The organism is Cupriavidus sp. OTU4054 (genome assembly GCF_038440175.1).
GTDB lineage: Bacteria > Pseudomonadota > Gammaproteobacteria > Burkholderiales > Burkholderiaceae > Cupriavidus > Cupriavidus pauculus_D.
Window position 1 is genome coordinate 157626 of sequence record NZ_JASATF010000013.1, and the last position, 15328, is coordinate 172953.

The 15328-nt window shown below is 66.5% G+C and carries 14 protein-coding genes; 5 read left to right on the forward strand and 9 right to left on the reverse strand.

All coding sequences use genetic code 11. The features are described 5' to 3' along the window. Nucleotide 1 precedes the first annotated feature (1 nt). The 6 genes from AAHB16_RS17090 to AAHB16_RS17115 all read right to left on the reverse strand — a co-directional run bounded on the left by AAHB16_RS17090 (nucleotide 2) and on the right by AAHB16_RS17115 (nucleotide 6204). Entirely contained in the window at nucleotides 2-1219 is a 1218-nt protein-coding gene (locus AAHB16_RS17090; RefSeq protein ID WP_411859885.1) for a pilus assembly protein, read from the reverse strand. Between the two features lie 34 nt (nucleotides 1220-1253). Then, nucleotides 1254-2675, reverse strand: a complete 1422-nt coding sequence (locus AAHB16_RS17095; protein WP_446718104.1) for a type II and III secretion system protein family protein — start codon at nucleotides 2673-2675, stop codon at nucleotides 1254-1256. 15 nt (nucleotides 2676-2690) lie between these two features. Then, nucleotides 2691-3638, reverse strand: coding sequence for a Flp pilus assembly protein CpaB (gene cpaB / locus AAHB16_RS17100; protein WP_150376150.1), 948 nt, complete (start codon nucleotides 3636-3638; stop codon nucleotides 2691-2693). A gap of 31 nt (nucleotides 3639-3669) precedes the next feature. Next, entirely contained in the window at nucleotides 3670-4146 is a 477-nt protein-coding gene (locus AAHB16_RS17105) for a TadE family protein (RefSeq protein WP_342051528.1), read from the reverse strand. Nucleotides 4147-4365: 219 nt separating this feature from the next. After that, nucleotides 4366-4572 (reverse strand): Flp family type IVb pilin, encoded by a 207-nt coding sequence (locus AAHB16_RS17110; RefSeq protein WP_150376146.1) that lies wholly within the window; start codon nucleotides 4570-4572, stop codon nucleotides 4366-4368. Nucleotides 4573-4980: 408 nt separating this feature from the next. Continuing rightward, on the reverse strand, nucleotides 4981-6204 hold the full coding sequence (locus AAHB16_RS17115; protein ID WP_342051529.1) for a collagen-like triple helix repeat-containing protein: 1224 nt from the start codon (nucleotides 6202-6204) through the stop codon (nucleotides 4981-4983). 567 nt (nucleotides 6205-6771) lie between these two features. Here AAHB16_RS17115 and AAHB16_RS17120 point away from each other — a divergent pair. Together AAHB16_RS17120 and AAHB16_RS17125 are read left to right on the forward strand one after the other, a co-directional pair. Further along, nucleotides 6772-8421, forward strand: coding sequence for a collagen-like triple helix repeat-containing protein (locus AAHB16_RS17120; RefSeq protein ID WP_342051530.1), 1650 nt, complete (start codon nucleotides 6772-6774; stop codon nucleotides 8419-8421). 161 nt (nucleotides 8422-8582) lie between these two features. Continuing rightward, the gene (locus tag AAHB16_RS17125; RefSeq protein WP_342051531.1) at nucleotides 8583-10259 is read left to right on the forward strand and encodes a ShlB/FhaC/HecB family hemolysin secretion/activation protein; all 1677 of its coding nucleotides are present in this window, start codon (nucleotides 8583-8585) and stop codon (nucleotides 10257-10259) included. Between the two features lie 39 nt (nucleotides 10260-10298). On the opposite strand, the gene AAHB16_RS17130 is transcribed toward AAHB16_RS17125, so the two are convergent. Then, nucleotides 10299-10505: a dodecin gene (locus tag AAHB16_RS17130; RefSeq protein WP_150376138.1), complete on the reverse strand. Its 207-nt coding sequence runs from the start codon at nucleotides 10503-10505 to the stop codon at nucleotides 10299-10301. 135 nt (nucleotides 10506-10640) lie between these two features. Between AAHB16_RS17130 and AAHB16_RS17135 the strand changes: the two genes are divergently transcribed. Both AAHB16_RS17135 and AAHB16_RS17140 read left to right on the forward strand, forming a co-directional pair. Continuing rightward, nucleotides 10641-11276: a phospholipase D family nuclease gene (locus tag AAHB16_RS17135; RefSeq protein WP_342051532.1), complete on the forward strand. Its 636-nt coding sequence runs from the start codon at nucleotides 10641-10643 to the stop codon at nucleotides 11274-11276. Nucleotides 11277-11514: 238 nt separating this feature from the next. Next, entirely contained in the window at nucleotides 11515-11913 is a 399-nt protein-coding gene (locus AAHB16_RS17140; protein WP_342051533.1) for a hypothetical protein, read from the forward strand. A gap of 151 nt (nucleotides 11914-12064) precedes the next feature. Here the strand turns inward: AAHB16_RS17140 and AAHB16_RS17145 are convergent, their stop codons facing one another. Beyond that, a complete protein-coding gene (locus AAHB16_RS17145; RefSeq protein ID WP_342051534.1) occupies nucleotides 12065-13867 on the reverse strand; it encodes a ShlB/FhaC/HecB family hemolysin secretion/activation protein in 1803 nt (600 codons plus the stop codon). Between the two features lie 151 nt (nucleotides 13868-14018). Between AAHB16_RS17145 and AAHB16_RS17150 the strand changes: the two genes are divergently transcribed. Next, nucleotides 14019-14735, forward strand: coding sequence for a dienelactone hydrolase family protein (locus AAHB16_RS17150; RefSeq protein ID WP_150376134.1), 717 nt, complete (start codon nucleotides 14019-14021; stop codon nucleotides 14733-14735). Nucleotides 14736-14778: 43 nt separating this feature from the next. On the opposite strand, the gene AAHB16_RS17155 is transcribed toward AAHB16_RS17150, so the two are convergent. After that, entirely contained in the window at nucleotides 14779-15225 is a 447-nt protein-coding gene (locus AAHB16_RS17155) for a MarR family winged helix-turn-helix transcriptional regulator (protein ID WP_150376132.1), read from the reverse strand. Between the last annotated feature and the right edge of the window lie 103 nt (nucleotides 15226-15328).

Here is a 15328-nt window from a genome sequence, read left to right on the forward strand (position 1 = left end):
GTCAGTTCCCAGCCCGCTTGCCGCGCGGCGCGCGCCAACCATCGGGCAGTTTCTCCTTCATCCGGGCCAGCAGTCCGCGATCGGCCGCATGCCCCGCCTGATAGCCCAGCCGTACCGCGAGCGCCTCCACGGCGCGTACATACGGGTCGGCGGGCAAGTCGTCCGCGAGCACCACGCCGCGGTTGGTCGCCAGCAGCAGCGCTTCGCGCCGCTCGGGCAGCGTGTCCACGGCGTGCACCCCCACGCGATCGGCAATCTGCGCCGCATCCACGCCCAGACGCGCGTCGAAACGCGAGACCACGAGCCGCAGGTCGTCGCGCTCGATCTCGCGCTTCTTCAGTTCCTGCAGCAGCTCCGCGGCGGACACGATCGCGCCGAGGCTCTGCTCCACGACGATCATCACGTGATCCGCCGCATTGACGATCTGCGCCATGAAGTCGATATTCGTAAAGCCGCCGAGATCGATCACCTGCAGATCGAAAAAGGCGCGCAGCCGTTCGAGCAGGGCGAGCGCTTCCGAGTACGAGATATCGCGCAGCTCGCCCAGCGTGGCCGGCAGCGGCAGCAGCGAGACGCCGTTGGCCTGATGCGCGAGCGCGGTCTGCACGAACACCTGATCGAATCGCCGCAGGTTGCGCACCGCCTCGACGAAATGAAACTCGGGCGTGACGTTGCAGTACAGCGCCGCATCGCGCACGGGCAGGCCGAGGTCCAGCAGCAGGACTTCCGACGACGCGCCGCGGCGTGCTGTGGCGGCCAGGTTCACGGCCAGCGTCGTCGCGCCGACGCCGGCCCTTGCGCCGAGCACGGCCACGATGCCGCCCCGCCGCGTCGGCTCCGCGGCCTTCACCTGCGAGCGCGGCAACATCAGGCGCTTGACCACGGCCGTGGCATCGGCCGGATTCCCGCGCAGGTCGATAAAGTCGCGCACGCCCGCGCGCAGCGCCACGAGCATGGCTTCCGGTTCGGTCGCGTGTCCCACGGCAACGAGCGGCAGCGTGGGGAACAGGCGCACCACATGCTCGGCCAGCCGTCCCGACACCTGCGCATGCGCCCCCGAGAAGTCGAGGAATACGAGGCCCGGGCGAATCGCGCTCACCTGTTCCACGAACGACTCGTGCGAACCGTCTTCGGCCACGAGCGCGCCCAGTCCCGTCAGCGCGCCCCCGAGCCACTGGCGCACATCGTCGCGCCGCGTGTTCATCAGGAAGTAATCGATCTCCACGTCTCGCTGCATCATCGGTGCCCGATCCTTATCGCGAGAAGCCGGGCAACGTCGGATCGACGTATTCCCCGGCCATGAAGCGCCCCCACACGTTCGGGTTCGCCTTCGTGGTGCCATCGTTGCCGACGGCTGCCACCGCGGGCGCATCCCTGGCCATCGGCTTCACGAGGTGCGGCGTCACGATGATGACCAGTTCGCGATCCTCCTGATGGAAGTTCAGGTTCTTGAAGAATGCGCCGATCACGGGCAGGTCGCCGAGGAACGGCACCTTGCTCACATTGCTCACGGTGTTGCGGCTCACGAGCCCGCCGATCACGAAACTCTCGCCATCGCCGAGCTCGATCATCGTGTCCGCGCGCCGGGTGACGATCGCCGGCACCGAGGCGCCGTTGATCTGGATGCCGCGCGACGGATCGAGGTCGCTCGCTTCGGGCGCCACCTTCAGCGCGATGCGCTGGTTCGAGATCACCGTCGGCGACACCGTCAGCCCGATACCGAACGGCTTGAACTGGATCGTCGTGGTCCCGAGCGCCTGCGGCACCGGAATCGGAATCTCGCCACCCGCGAGAAAGCTCGCGCTCTGTCCGGACAGCGTGACCAGCGTCGGCTCCGCCAGCACGCGCACGAGCCCGTTGGCCTCGAGAATGCTCAGGTTGGCAAAGAGGCCGCGCGACGCCGAGGCCGCAATCAGGTTGAACGCGCTGGCAATCGGCACCGTGCCCTCGATATCCGTACCCTGCCCGCTCGGCGTGATCTTGGTGATGCTGGTCGGACTGAACGAGCCGAATGCAAAGCCGCCGTTCTGCTTGAAGAAGTTCAGGCCCACTTCCTTGATGATGGTCTTGCTGATCTCCACGACCTTCACGTCGACCTGCACCGTGCCGGAGACCGGTACCGTCGAGCGATCGACGATGAGTCCGCCCTTCGCATCGGCCTTGCCGTCCGCCGCCTTGCCATTCGACGTGGCCATGCGTGCCGCGCCCTGCGCGCGCGCCGCCGCGGCCGCGTCGGGAGACTGCCCGCTGATGGTGGCGCCAGCGGTGGAGATGCTCACATCGGCGCCACCCCGGTCGGGCGCTACCGCATCCACCTGTACCGAATAACTGATCGGTGTGCCGCCGGCCCAGATCATCAGGTCGGTGATACCGGGCGACTTGGCGACGACGAGCACGGAGGGCGGACCGCTGCGGTGCTTGAGCAGCAGGGCATCGGCCACGGCCGGATTGCTCACGGCCACGCGTTCGAGCGCGGGGCCGGGACGAATTTCCTGTTGCGCCCCGGCGAGCATGCGCATCGAGCGCGTGCCGGTAGCGGCTTCCTGCGCGCGAGCGGATGCCGCGAGCGCGAGCGACAACGGGAACGACAGCGACAACCACAGCGATAGCGCCAGCGATGCGGCAACGAGCGTCGAAGCACCGGATCGCAAGGCAACGAAAGGATGAGTAGGCATACCGTGCGACTCGTGTTATTCGATATCCCGCTTGCCGGCGCGGATGACTTCCACGCCGGAAGTCCGGGTCGTCGTTGCGGCCTCGCGGCGCACCGGGGCGGCAACCGGCACCGGTTGCGCAGCGGGTGGCACGGGGCGGACCGCGGCCGGCGGGCTGCCGATCATGCCGGCCAGCGCCACCCCCGCAATCGCGCGATCGGCGGGGGCATGCGTCGCTTCCGCGGGCACGCCGGCGCGCGCCTTCAGCACCCCCGCGGGCTCGGGGAACATCCCGTCGCTCGGCATCTCCGGATCTTTCGGATTGCGCAGGGCCAGCATCAGACGCCCCGCCTGCTGGGCCAGCGCGAGCTGGCTCACCGCGGCGAGGGGCACGGACAGTACCGCCGTCTTCGCGCCGTCGCGGCGCGTCATCATCTGCTCCGCCTCGTGTGGCGGCGCTTCGTTGACCGCACCGTGACCGTAGGCCAGCACGCGCAGCCGGGACAGCAGCATGCGCGCCTGGCTTTCCGCGATCTCCTGAGAGTCGCGGCGCATCACCACGAACACATCGACGTAGTCGCCGGGCTGGACCTGATGGCCCACGCCGATCACCTCATCGACCGCCACGGCCACCGCGCGCTCGCCCTCCGGCACCTGGCGCGCGAGACCGGCCAGCAGCTGACTTTCGAGCACGGGCGCATTCGCGCCCAGCGCCACGAGCGGCACCTGTCCCACGACGCGCGTGGTGTCGCGATAGGCGCCGCCGGGATCGATCGGCAACTGTTCGATCCGCACGGCATCGGCGGTAATCGGCTTGCCGGCCTCGACCGCGCGCGTAGTGACCACCACGGGATGCATGGCCACGGTCCCCGTCTGCGGCGCCACGGGCGTGCTCTGGCGGCCCACCTGCCACGCCAGCAGCGCCAACAGGCCCGCCAGCACGAGCAGGCAGACCGCGATGATTCGGATGGTATTGCTGCTCATGCATCGACCCTTTTGAGACCCGGCGTTGTTGTCATGTATCCGGCGAAAGCTGCACGGTCGCGCTGCCAGTGAGCGTCGCCGGTACTGGGACCAGCGGCAGCGTCGGCAACAACGTCCTAGTAGGCAGGTTCAGGGTCACGCGCACGCAGACGGCTCCGGCAGGCGCTGTACATGCAATGGCCTGCGCGATATCTGCGCTATTGACGAGCGAACGAATGGAAACCGGCAGCGTTGCCTGTGCAGTCTGCGCGGCGGCGAGCACGCGTGGCCCCACCGTCGACCCCGCGTTGCCGCCGTTCGATGCCAGCGGGTAGCGCAGCGCAGCGCGCGCGCCTTCCGCCGCAGCGAGCGTCAGCGCCTGCTGCAGAGCAAATACAACGCCGTAATAGACAATGCCCAGCACTACCGATATCAGCATCGGCAGCACGATGGCGAACTCCAGCGCCGCAACCCCCGCGGTGCGGCGCCGGCTCCGGTTTTCCCGGTTCCGGTTTCCAACTCGTGACATGCTTCACCCGGTCGTAAGACCGCCGCGCGCCAAACCGGTGGCGCGGACCCTGAATGAGAAAACGTTCTTGCGGATCGACGTGAAGGCATGGACGTAACGCACACGCAGGACGCACGCCCCCCCGCACTCGCACGCGAAACGTGCGAACGTCTGTCGGAAGATCAGAAGCGCGACAAGGTGTGCGTGACGCTCATGCGTTCACGCGAGGGGCCCGTGTGGTCAACTGCCAGAACCAGAACCGGTCGACGTACCAGTCATCATATTCTTGACGGTGGTGCCCAGCGTGGTGAAGCCCGAACTGATATCGGTGCCCAATTGCTTCGCGCCGACGGCGATGCCCAGCGCCACGAGACCCACGATGAGGGCGTATTCGATCGCGGTAGCACCGCGTTGTTGTCGTTGAAAGCGCGCCAGCACTTTTTTCATGATTTCACTCCCGACGTGAAAAAACACAACTCGCGACCCCAGCGCTGCTGTTATTTACCCCGTAAGTCCCGTACTAACTCTAATTGGTTAGTTACTTTTGACGTTTTTCTCGCTGGTGGAGAATTTATAAAACATGCATTGTCGTAGACATACCCCCCATTCGAGCTATGCGAGTGTGAGCATACGCACAGACAAGCGTTTGAAGCACGGAGTACGCGCGAGAGTAAGCCCTCGCTGAATACTCATTTTGTTAAAGAACGGGGCTGAGACATGGAGAAAGTGCAGCGTCCGGACTTTAAGAGCCGGAACGCTGCATGCTGCGAATAAAAGGATGCGCCGCGCGGGGTAAGGACGACAGCGCACCGTAAAGTAGTCGTTAAGGGAAAATCCTGATGAGCGAAATGCCACTCAGCGCGCAAGGCCGAGCAGATTCGGCAACCCGAGTGCCGTCTGTCCGCTCGTGCCCGTACCCGTCGCACTGCCCGCGGCACCCTTGAGCCCGCCCGTCAGGCCTCCAACCAGGCCCGTCACGGGCGCGAGCAGACCGGTGACCGGCGCAAGCGGGCTGGCGCTCCCGCTTCCACCCGTCGCACCGCCCGTCACGTTCCCGAGACCGCCCGTCAATCCGCCCAGCAGACCCGTGACCGGCGCGAGCGGGCTGGCGCTCCCGCTGCCCGAACCACCGAGGCCGCCGAGGCCACCCGTCAAACCGGAAAGCGGCAGGTTATTGAACAGGCCGCCAAGCGGATTACCGCCGACGCTGCCATTGCCGTGCAGGACCACACCGGCCACCGCCACGGTCTTGCCCAGTTCGGTCACCACACCGCCGAGCGGCGATACGACGGGCGCATGCGTATTCGTCAGCATGCTGCCGCCGCTCGCAACGGTGCCGCCGAGCGTGGCAAGCAACGTGTTCACCGGCGCGCCGAGTCCCGTGGCCGCCCCCACCGTCTGCGTCCCGTTCGTGACCTGCGTGGTCAGCGGTACGATCACCTTGCTTACCTGCGTCGTGACCTGTGCCACGGGGCCGTTGCTCAGCGCGTCGCCGAGCTTGCCGCCAGCGGTCTGGACCACGTCGCCGACCTTCTGCACGACGCCGCCCACGGGATTCACCACCGGCGCGAGCGGAGCGAGCTGATCGCTGCCGAGCGACTTCACGACATCGCCGACGCTCGATACCGTCTCGCCGGCCTTCACGACCACGTTGCCCGTATTGCCGACGGTCACGCCCACGGGGTTATCCACCGCACCGATCTTGCCGAGTCCATCGCGCACGCCACCGCCCAGCGTGGCCACGGTCTCGCCTGCCTTGATCAACACGCCACCGGTCGCGTCCTGCGTGGCATCGGGCAGCAGCGGGAGGTTCGCATCCTGCAACTGCTTGCCGATCTCGCTCACGGCATTGCCCGTGGCCACCACGGTATTGCCCACACCGTTGCCGACCTGGCCGACAGGCGTGGTCTGCGGCGTCTGCGCGGGGGGCGTGGGATTGGAAGGCGTCGAGGGCTGGTTCGGATTACCCGGATTCGCACCGCTGCCATTGCCGCTCGAGGAGCAGCCAGCCAGCATGAGCAGAGCCGCCGCGCTGGCGACGGCCATCACATTCATCGGACGGTGGGTCGTGACCTTCATGATTGTTCTCCTTTGGTGTTCTTTCGCTATGGATCCCGCGCGGCTTTAATGCTCGATCGACATCTACGTGGCCGACCACCCGTTCGGATCGGCGACGCTGCATTCATCGATGCGCTGTCGAATTTCGCGGACCCTGTTCCGCAAAGCGCGTGCCAAGCGCTGACGCTTGTCTCAAACGATCCTGTGCCGCGGGTCGCCAGCCCTTGTGACAGGCGGCTCTCTGGCATATCGCCACCGCGTGCCGCCGCATCGCGATGGCCGCCGCGCGGACGTTACGTGTCACGAAACGTGTTTCGCCGTCACCGCGCCGTTACGTAACGCGTAACGCGATGCGCGGGCCGCGCCGGCACCGTCCGCTTGATGCGCGCGTTTGACCGATGCCGCGCAAAGCCTTGTCGCAGGCGGCTTCCAGCGACCACCCCCCACAGAAGCGGTACGGACACCGTCCACTGGCACATCGCTTGCGCTAATGGCATACGGGTACGGCGCGCCGCCATATGCAGGGCACAACAGCGGCAACGAGCGTCGTGAGTCCTTTGTCGGGTAAATCAAAAAAGGAATACGGTCATGCGCAACGCACAACGTCGTGCTTCGAAGCACGCAGCAAACCAGGTCAATCACAACGAGATCCGTCACCCCATCGCCAACAAGGTGGCGCTGGCCGCGCTGGTCGGCGCGCTGCTCGCACTGGGCGGCTGCGCGAGCGGCAGCGGTTCCACCTCGATGGGCACCGCGGGCACGTCCGGCAGCAACGGTTCGACCGGCACCATCGGTGGCGGCAACGGCGGCACCGGTGGCGGCACCGACAGCGCCAACAACGGTGGCAATAACGGTGGCAACAATGGCGGCAACAACGGTGGGAACAACGGCGGCAATAACGGTGGCAACAACGGCGGCAACAACGGCGGTGAAACCGTCGTCAAGACGCCGACCAGCACCGTCGCCGACAACGCGGGCAACATCGTCAATAGCATCGGCAACGCCGTCACCGATATCGGCAATCAGGTCAAGAACGCACCGTTGCCCGTCGTCTCGACGCAGACCAAGGAAGGTCTCGGCGGCGTACTGACCTCCGTCGGCGGCGCGGTCGATGCGCTCGGCACGGGCGTGAAGAACGGCCTCGGCAACATGCCCAACAATGCGAACCCGCTGGGCACGACCGTTGCCAGCACCGGCAACGTCGTCAGCAACCTCGGCGGCGCGGTCAGCAATGCGGGTGGCGCGGTGGCCGGACTCGGCACCGGCGCGCTCGCGCCGCTCGGCGCGGTCACCACGCCTGTGGGCAGCCTGGTCACGCAAGTCGGTGGCGTGGTCGACAAGGTCGGCGACAAGCTCGGTACCGCGCTCTCCACGGGGCCGGTCGAGCAGATCACGAGCAGCGTCAGCAAGGCGATCGTGCCGCTGACCTCGGCCTTGACCAGCACCACGCAGAACGTCGGCGCCGCCACCGGCCTCGGCGTTCCCGTCAGCACGCTGCTTGGCGCGCTGGGCGGCGCGCTCGCCAATGGCGGCAACACCATCACCCATACCAATACGCCGGTGGTCTCGAGCGTGGGCGGCATCGTGACCAGCGCGGGCAACACGGTCGCGTCGGTCGGCGGCATCGTCAACAACCCCGGCGGTACCGGCAGCGGCGGCAATCCCCTCGCCCCGATCACGGGCCTGCTCGGCGGTCTGACCGGTGGTGCGAACGGTGGCGCGGCCAGCGGCCCGCTTGCACCGGTCACCGGCCTCGTCAGCGGTCTCACCGGCGGACTGACCGGTGGCGCCAACGGCGGCGCGGCCAGCGGCCCGCTTGCACCGGTCACCGGCCTCGTCAGCGGTCTCACCAGCGGCCTGACCGGTGGCGCAAACGGCGGCGCGGCCAGCGGTCCGCTTGCACCGGTCACCGGCCTCGTCAGCGGTCTCACCAGCGGCCTGACCGGTGGCGCAAACGGCGGCGCGACCAGCGGTCCGCTCGCACCGGTCACCGGCCTCGTCAGCGGCGTGACCAGCGCGCTCACCGGCGGCGCAAACGGTGGCGCGGCCAGCGGTCCGCTCGCACCGGTCACCGGCCTCGTCAGCGGCGTGACCAGCGCGCTTACCGGCGGCAACGCGCCCGCGGGCGGCACCGGCGGATCGGGCTCGGGCAGCACCGCCAACCCGCTGGCACCCGTGACCGGCCTCGTCGGCGGTCTCGTCGGCGGCGTGACCGGCGCACTCGGCGGCAAGCGCTGATCCGCGGCAATCCACAGCACGGCAACTCCGCAGCACGGCAGCGGCTTCGCAGAACCGGCAGGAGGGAACGGCACCCCTGCCGGGCGAAGTCCGCGGCTGGGCCACACGACACGTGGCCAATCCACAGCCGGCATGCAGTCTATTTTTTCTGGGGTATTACCATGCGTACACGCCATCGCGTCGCCGCGCTCATCATCGGCGTCGGTGCTTGCCATCACCTGCCCGCGTTCGCCGAACGCAGCCCTGTCCAGGGCGATCCCACCCAAACTCTGCCGAGCATTGCACCCGCGAAGCCGCCGCAAAGCAACGTGACCGTCCAGGTCGAACGGCCCGATAACGCGTTGCAGAACCTGCTCGCCGCGCGCCTCACGCCGCGCCGCTTCCAGATCGAAGGCGTCAAGACGCTGCCGTTCGACCAGATCGCCGCCAAGTTCGCGCCGCTCGCCAATCACGAGATCACCGTCGCGGAACTGCTCAAGGCCGCGGAAGAGGTCACCGCGATGTACAAGGAAGCGGGCTACCCGCTCTCGTTCGCCTTCGTGCCGGCCCAGGCGTTCGAGAACGGCAATGTGCTCGTCACCGTGGTCGAAGGCTACGTCTCCAACGTCACGGTGCAGGGCAAGCCTGGCCCGTCCGAGGGCCGCCTGCGCAAGATCGCGGAACAGCTCAAGAAGGATCGTCCGCTGCGCAGCGAAAGCTTCGAACACTATGTGAACGTGCTTGCGCAGCAGCCCGGCATGCAGGTGGCCGCCACCGTGCAGCCGCCGACCACCACCGATGGTGCCTCGGAGATGGTGCTCGACGTCAAGCGCAAGCCGTTCACGTTTGGCACGGGCCTGGAATACGTGTCGCCCGGTATCCGCGGCATCGCCACGGCGACCACCAACAGCCTGACGCCGCTCGGCGAACAGATTTCGGTGTCGGCGCTCTATCCGAAGGGGCCCAACGGCGAGGAGTACTACGCGGCCAGCTATGCGCAGCCGATCGGCACGGAGGGGATGCTCGCCAAGCTGTACGCCTCGCACTATCGCGGCAACCCGCAGAATTCCACGCTTGCGCCCATCGGCTTCGAATCGCGCTACGTCAACGACAGCAAGCGCGTCGGCACCTCGCTGAGCTATCCGTTCATCCTCAGCAACCGCCACACGCTCACGGGCACCGGTGGCTTCTACCTCAACGAACAGTTCGAGCGCTATACCCAGGCCGTGCAGCCCGGCGCCGGGCGCGAGGTCACGCTGGGCACCAACGTGCGCGTGGCCAGCGCGGAGCTCGCCTACCAGTTTCGTGGGGAAGGGGTGACGCGCAGCGCCACGCTCGGCGTGTTCAAGGGCATCGACGGCCTTGGCGCCAATCGCGAGAACAATCAGAACGATCTGAGCTTCGTGCGCACGCGCCTGCTGGTCTCGCAGGCCAACGACCTGCCGCTCGGCTTCGGCGTCGCGTTCTCGGCGGCCGGCCAGTACAGCGCGCAGAAGCTCGCGTCGAGCGAGCAGATCAGCTTCGGCGGCCGCTTTTTCGGCCTCGGCTATCCGGCCGGCGAGGTCGCGGGCGACAAGGGGTTCGGTGCCTCCGCGGAAATCAACCGCATGTTCGCGGTGGACTTCGTGTACCTGAAGACGCTGCAGCCGTTCATCGCGTACGACATGGCGCGCGTGTTCTCCAACAGCTTCTCGCTGTCCCACCGCAGCCTCGCCTCGGTCGCCCTCGGCCTGCGCTTCTCTGACCGCCGCTTCTACTCGATGGATATCTCGCTGGCTCAGCCGGTCGGCGACAAACCGGTCAACGCGAGCCACCGGTCACCGCGGATCAATTTGCTGTGGTCGTATCAGTTTGATTGAGGGAGAGCGGCCGGGAGGGCCCGCCTCTCCCCAGGCCAATCAATTCACACGGAACCCAATCTTCAGGGTCACCTGAAAGTGCGCCACCGCGCCATTGACTACATGCCCGCGCGTCTCGATGACCTCGAACCAGTCGATATGCTTGATCGTCTCATTGGCCTTCGCCAGGGCACTGCGAATCGCCGCGTCCGTGCCATCGGGCGCCGTTCCGACGATCTCGACGAGCTTGTACGTGTGGTTCGACATGAGAACTCCTATCTGGTTGGATGTCTTTCCATCATAGGCAACACGTAAGCAGGTGTGATCGATATTGCCCAGGCAGACACGGCCTGCTACCCTGCGGGCCGGTTTTCGAACATCCTGCCAATCGACTCAATCGCCGTGCCCGCAACTCTCAGCTCCCTCAGATCCCTCAGCTTCCTCAAGCCCCGCCTGCGTTCCCGCCTCCTCGTCACCGTCGCACTGCTGGCCTGCGCCACCACCGCCCAGGCCCGACTCGCCTCGTCGCTCGAGAGCCTGGCCGATGCCCTCGGCACGCCCGCCGCGCGCCCCGCGCCGTTCGCCACGGGCAGCAGCTACACGCTGTGCTTCGTCCCGGACGGCCCAAGCTGCCAGGACATGATCGTCGATGCCATCGGCAAGACGCGCCGCAAGCTGCTGATCCAGGCGTACTCGTTCACCAACGCGGCCATCGCCGAAGCCGTCGCCGACGCGCACCGCCGCGGCGTCGATGTGCGCGTGATCGTGGACAAGAGCCAGACCTCCGAGCGCTACACGAGCGCCACGTTCCTCAAGCACGCGGGCATTCCCGTCGTGGTGGACACCAAGCCCGCCATCGCCCACAACAAGGTCATGGTGTTCGACGACCAGGCCGTATTCACGGGCTCCTTCAATTTCACGAAGGCCGCGCAGCAGCGCAACGCCGAGAACGGCATGCTCATCCGCGGCGACGCGGCAATCGTGCGCGCCTACACGGACAACTGGAACACGCGCTTCCGCCAGTCGTCCGAATACTGACGTCCCCTCCCCGCCGCACCCTCGGCCGAGGGCCCATGCCCGCCGGGAAGCGAATCCCGGCGTCAGGTCTTGCCGACCCGACACGGATCGTGCGAAAACGCACGACGCCAACGCCGTGCGCCCTCGAAAAATTCAGCGAAACACCGACATACGAGCTGTGCCCGCCGTTATCTACTAGAGCCATGATCATCAGCGGCCCGGCGTACTACGGTGCGTACACCGCGAGAGGACATTGCAGATGAAAACCGTTTTCAAGCGCGTGGCGCTGGCTGCGGCGGCCGCTAGCGCACTCACGCTCCCTGTCGCGGCGCAAGCCGATCTCACGACGGCCACATCGGGGCCGTTTACCTATGTGTGCGGCGGTGTCGCACAGGACGAACAGCAACAGCTGCGTTCGGAAGCCAGTCACTACGACATGGGGCTGCTCTTCACCAAGGGCAGCAATGGCGAGTACCTGGCCGATGTCAACGTCAAGCTGCTGCGCAACGGCAAGCAGGTCGCCGAGTTCACCTCGGACGGCCCGCGTTGCCTGATCAAGGGACCCCGCGCGTCGTATCAGGTCGTGGCGACCTATGAAGGCGCCTCCAAGCGAGCCACGCTGAGCCCGGGCGCCAGGAACGTGCAATTGCGTTGGTAGCGACATTGCGCTGGTAACGACATTGCGCTGTTAACGAGCTTCACCGACAAGCTTCACCCGCTAGCAACGATCAGCAGTACTGCGACCGCCCTGGGCGGTCCGATGCCGGAAACCCGTCCCCGTCGGGTTCCGGCATTTTTTTTTGCCGGCCTCAGATCGAGCAGCTGACCCGGACGCCAAGCAGCGTCCCTTCACGCATCCTCGACGACGGCGCCCGCAGCGCGCGCGACAGCGACGCATCGATACCGAGTACGCTCCCACGTCGTCCCCACGTCGCGCCCACGCCAATGGCCACGCCCGTCAGCGCGCCCGAGCGCGCGGCGGGATTGCGGTTGATCACGTTGCCCCAGTCCAGCCCCGCATAGACGCGTCCCCGCACGTTATGCGTTCCTTGCAGGACCTGCCACGGCACGCTTGCCTCGGTCCGCACGTAGTAGCCGTGATCCCCGCCAAGCGAATGGTCCATGAAACCTCGCACGGTACCGGGACCGCCGATCAGCAGTTGCTGCGACCCGTAGAGCGTGTTCAGCGAATACTGTCCGCTGAACTGCGCGGACAGCACCAGCGCCTGCCTGCCCAGCTGCAGCCGTCGCGCATGGGTCATCGACAGCGTGAATTTCTGGAACTGCGCATGGGGCGCGTCGTCCGGCAGTCCCGCGGGATCGTGATACGCACCGATCATCGCCAATCCGCGTACGGCGCCCACACGCGCCGTGGAGATGCCGCCGAACCGCCGCGTCGTCACGCCGACGCCGAGATCGGCAAACGTGAAATCCCGATCGCTGACGCCGATCGGCAGCCCCGCGATCCACGTCTGGCCCGATTGCAGGGCCAGCCGCCCCGATACCGAGACCCGCGACATCGCGTCGCGGTAGACAATCCAGTCGTCGCTCACGCCGAACACATCGGTACGGCCCTCGACCTGAATCCTGCGTCCGCTGCGCGGTAACGTCACCGTGTTCAGGTAATTGCTGCGGCTCCATTGCATCGATGCCGTGTGATAGCCGTATGGCACCTGCATCTGGAACGCCGTGGCTTCCGACCGATGGCTGCCTTCGAGCGGAAACACCGACTGCCGGCGCGTCAGCGCGAACAGCTCGTTGAAGCCGAAGGGACTGTCCGCCGTGATCGTCGCCGACAACGTGTTGCGGCCCGTCGCCTTGGTACCCATATTGTCGAACGATGTGTACAGGTGCACGGGCCGCGTGCCGCGGTTGGTCACCTTCACGATGGTCTGCCCGGGCTCGCTACCCGGGTACAGCCCCACGCGCGCATCGTTCGAAGACAGCCGGTTCATCTGCTCGACGGCCTGCTCCACGTCGCGCAGGTTGAGCAATTCGCCCGGCCGCGCCGCAAACACGCCCGGCGGCCAGACCGCATTCGCGCGGTCGCTGTCCACGTCGTACCGTTCGATGACGCCCGGGATCACGTTGATCTCGAGCGTGCCGTCGTCGGCGATCTGCTCGGGCAGATACGCACGCGTGGTCACCTCGCCGCGCAGGATGAAAGACCGCGTCAGCTCCACGATCATCGCATTCAGATCCGCAGCGCTCAGGCATCGGTTCTCGTACGTCTGCCGCATCCGCGTCAGCGCCGCTGCGTCCACCCGCTCCACATCGCCGGTGAGCGCGATGCGCGTGACCTCGCGGCATGTCCCCGCATCGTCGGGCCGACTGGCTTCGGTCTGCCCGGACATCGCGTCGAGGTCGGCCCCTTCCGGTTCCGGCAATGCGCGAAGCGCGCGCTCCTGATCTTCCTGCAGACGTTCCTGTTGCTGATTCTCGATCAGCTGGTCGCGCCGCAGCAGCCGCGACGCGGAGCCGTTACCGGGGGACACCTGCGGCTGGCCCGACTGCTGTGCGTGGGCCTGCGTGGAAAAACCGGGCAATACACAAGCTGCGCCGAGCAGCGTGGCAAACGGCGAGATGCACTGACGATTCAACATGAGCGGCATGAGCAAGACATCGATGAATGTAACGGGTCGTCACAATCTCATAGACGTCGCGTCTTGCCTCTCGGAATACGTCCAAACATGCATGCGACATGACGTGGCACACTTGCGCACTCGTCCCTGCAGTCCTGTTCAAACCCCGGAGTACTGACACATGGCAACCACGCCCAATAGCCGCTGGATTCGAGTGGAAACGAACGATGGCGGCTTCGACGCCTATCTGAGCCTGCCCCCCGCGGGCAAGCAGGCCAATGGCCCAGGCATCGTGCTGATCCAGGAAATCTTTGGCGTCAACGAACATATCCGCTCGGTTGCGGACCAGTACGCGTCCGATGGATACGTCGTCCTCGCACCGGACATTTTCTGGCGCCAGGCCCCGCGCATCGAGCTCGGCTATGCCGGCGCCGACATGGAACAGGCATTCGCGCTGCGCAAGGCCACCGACGTCGACGCGGCCGTGTCGGACATCGCGGCCACGGTGCGCGCGTTGCGCGCCGAACTAGGTGGCAGCGGCAAGGTCGCGGCGGTGGGCTACTGCTTCGGCGGCCTGCTGTCGTATCTGTCGGCCGCGCGCGGTCTCGTCGATGCCGCGGTGCCCTACTACGGTGGCGGCATCCACGCGAACCTCGCGGAAGCGCCCAAGCTGAGCGTGCCGGCCCAGTTCCACTTCGGCGCACTGGACGCGCATATCACGCTCGACCAGGTCGCCGACATCCGCGCCGCCGTCGAAGGCAAGCCGGACACGGAAGTGTTCGTCTACGAAAAGGCCGATCACGGCTTCAACTGCTGGGCGCGCGGGTCCTATCACCAACCCTCGGCCGCACTGGCCCACGGGCGCGCATTGGCCTTCCTGTCCCAGCACCTGAGCTAGGAGCCTTCCGATCGGGCGCACGAGGGCGAGGAGCGCGATGCCGTCAGGCGTCCCCCTCCTCGCCCTCGTCGTTGAATGCGGTAATCCGCGCCACCCGGAACGTGTTACGCAGCGATTCGAGCTCGGCGCGGTGACGCATGGCAAGACGATTCAGACTGCGTTCGCCCTTGGGCAGCAGATGCACCTCGACGATGCGCCGATCGTCGGCATTCACCTTCCGCGTGACCAGGCCCGCGGCCTCGCAGCGATTGACCAGCGCGACCACGCCGTGCTGCTGCGTCTGCAGCCGCTCGGCCAGTTCGCCCACCGAGGCCCAGTTCCGATCCGGAAAGCCGCGGATATGGAGCATCAGCAGATATTGCTGTACCGTCATCCCCTCGCCCCGCGCGGCATCTTCCGAAAAGCGCAGAAAGCGCCGCAGCTGATAGCGGAAGTCAGACAATGCCTCGAATTCCTGCTTGGTGAGCGGTGCGGCGGTCTTGCGTGTCATGTGTCGGCGGATGTGCGCCACCAGACGGCGTGGCGTTGTAGAGGTCGCCCATTATAGGGGGCGCATTTGCTACGTCCGGTGCGGTCGCGCGCATAGCGAGGTG